The sequence below is a fragment of the Nocardioides sp. genome (genome assembly GCF_036401255.1).
Classification (GTDB): domain Bacteria; phylum Actinomycetota; class Actinomycetes; order Propionibacteriales; family Nocardioidaceae; genus Nocardioides.
In genome coordinates, this window is sequence record NZ_DASWVI010000095.1 from 1 (window position 1) to 2,288 (window position 2,288).

Consider the following 2,288-nt stretch of genomic DNA (forward strand, 5'->3'; position numbering starts at 1 on the left):
GGCCCACCGCCTCGTGCGCCTCCCGCTCGAACGCGCTGTCCCAGCGCGCGGCGACCAGCAGGATCGCCATCTCGCGGGCGCGGTCGGGCAGCGCGGTCCGGTACCGCACCGCGGCCCCGAGCCGCTGCAGCGCGTCGCCGACGGCCGGCGAGAGCAAGCCCGCCAAGCCCGCCAAGCCCGCCAAGCCCGGCAAGGGCAAGTCGAGCACGAGCGAGAGCCCGACGGCCACGGCTGCCGCCTCGGACGAGCCGACCGCGGACGCGACCACCGTGGCGTCCTCCGAAGCCGCGGAGCCGGACGACGACGGGCTCCCCGGCTGGGTCGCGCCGGCGGCGATCGTGCTGCTGTTCGGCGCTGCCGGGGCGGCCGCGCTGCTCCGCCGCAGGGGGGCCACCCGGCCGTGACGAGCGTGCACCGGCACCGCGACCTGCACCCCGTGGCCTGGTGGCTGTGGGCGATCGGGCTCGCGGTGGCGGCGTCGTTCACCACCAACCCCCTGGTGCTGCTGCTGCTCGTGGGCGTCGCAGCGACCGCCGTGTCGCTGCGACGCTCCGACCAGCCGTGGGCCCGCTCGTTCACGCTCTACGTCTGGCTCGGCGTCGCGATCGTGCTGATCCGGGTCGCGTTCCGGCTGGTCTTCGGCGGTTGGGCCGGGGGGCCGGTGCTGCTCGACCTGCCCGAGATCCCGCTGCCCGACTGGGTCGCGGGCATCACCCTGCTCGGGCCGGTGCACGCCGAGGCGCTGCTGTTCGCGCTGTACGACGGCCTGCGGCTGGCCACGATCGTGATCTGCATCGGCGCCGCGAACTCCCTGGCCAACCCCAAGCGGCTGCTCCGGTCGGTGCCGCCCGCGCTCTACGAGGTCGGCACCGCCCTGGTGGTCGCGGTCAGCGTGCTCCCGCAGTTCGCCGACAGCGTCCGCCGGGTGCGTGCTGCCCAGAGCCTGCGCGCGGGGGAGACCCGGCGGGTGGGGCGGCTGCGCCGGTTCCTGGTGCCGGTGCTCGAGGACGCCCTCGAGCGCTCCCTGGCGCTGGCGGCCGGCATGGACACCCGCGGCTACGGCCGCGCGACCGGACTGACCCGCGCCCAACGACGTACGACGGGAGCCTTGATGCTGATCGGCCTCGGCGGCATCTGCGTCGGCACGTACGCCGTGCTCGACACGACCGCCCCGCGCTACCTCGCGCTCCCGATGCTCGCGGTGGGCGTGCTCACCGCCGGCGCCGGGCTGGCGAGCGCCGGCCGCCGCGTCGATCGCACCCGCTACCGCCCCGACACCTGGCGCTGGCCCGAGCTCGCGGTGGCCGGGTCGGGCGTGCTGGTCGGGGCGGCCGGATGGTGGCTCTCCCACCACCAGATCCCGGTCGCCTACCCGGCCCTCGACGCCGTGCCGCCGGTGAGCGCGGCGGCGCTGCTGGCCGCGGCCGTCGGCCTGGCCGGCGCGTTCTGCTCCCCGCTCCCCGCTCGCCCGGTGTCGGCCCCGCCGGCCCGGACCGACCTGCCCCAGGAGGTGGCGGCGTGATCGAGCTGCGCGACATCGGCTTCGCCTACGACGACGGCCCGCCCGTGCTGACCGGGGTGGACCTCACGGTCGAGGAGGGCGAGCTCGTGCTCGTCTCCGGTCCCACCGGATCGGGCAAGTCCACGCTGCTGGGCGTGGTGACCGGCCTGGTGCCGCGCTTCAGCGGCGGACACCTCACCGGCGACGTGCGCCTCGACGGTGCGAGCATCGTGCACACGCCGCCCCGCGAGCGCGCCCACGCCATCGGCTACGTCGGGCAGAACCCCGCGGCCGGCTTCGTCACCGACACCGTCGAGGAGGAGCTCGCCTACGGCATGGAGCAGCTCGGGCTGCCCGCCGACACCATGCGCCGCCGCGTCGAGGAGACCCTCGACCTGCTCGGCATCGCCGACCTGCGCGCCCGCGACCTGCGCACCCTGTCGGGCGGTCAGCAGCAGCGGGTCGCGATCGGCTCGGTGCTCACCATGCACCCGCGGCTGCTGGTGCTCGACGAGCCCACCTCCGCGCTCGACCCGACGGCCGCGGAGGAGGTGCTGGCGACGCTGACCCGGCTGGTCCACGACCTCGGGCTGTCCGTGCTGCTCGCGGAGCACCGGCTCGAGCGGGTGGTGCCGTTCGCCGACCGGATGTGCCTGCTCACCGGCGCCGGCCGGGTCCACGTGGGCGAGCCCGGCGAGCTGCTCGTCACCTCCCCGGTCGTGCCGCCGATCGTCGAGCTCGGCCGCGCCGCCGGCTGGAGCCCACTGCCGCTGAGCGTGCGGGACGC

3 protein-coding genes and 1 pseudogene are annotated in these 2,288 nt (G+C 76.3%); 3 read left to right on the forward strand and 1 reads right to left on the reverse strand.

Annotation, left to right across the window (positions count from 1 at the left end):
• Positions 1–268: pseudogene (locus VGD85_RS04425) on the reverse strand (hypothetical protein); the annotation flags it as partial.
• A 1-nt stretch (position 269) separates the two neighbouring features.
• Between VGD85_RS04425 and VGD85_RS04430 the strand changes: the two are divergent.
• From VGD85_RS04430 to VGD85_RS04440, 3 genes are all read left to right on the forward strand, one after another.
• Positions 270–404, forward strand: a complete 135-nt coding sequence (locus VGD85_RS04430; RefSeq protein WP_331062231.1) for a hypothetical protein — start codon at positions 270–272, stop codon at positions 402–404.
• Positions 401–1,522 carry an energy-coupling factor transporter transmembrane component T gene (locus VGD85_RS04435; protein ID WP_331062232.1) on the forward strand — a complete coding sequence of 374 codons (1,122 nt, stop codon included), beginning with the start codon at positions 401–403 and terminating at the stop codon, positions 1,520–1,522. Before VGD85_RS04430 ends, VGD85_RS04435 begins: the two co-directional genes overlap by 4 nt.
• Positions 1,519–2,288 (forward strand): ABC transporter ATP-binding protein (locus VGD85_RS04440; RefSeq protein ID WP_331062233.1); only part of this gene is annotated, 770 nt, incomplete at its 3' end. The genes VGD85_RS04435 and VGD85_RS04440, both read left to right, overlap by 4 nt.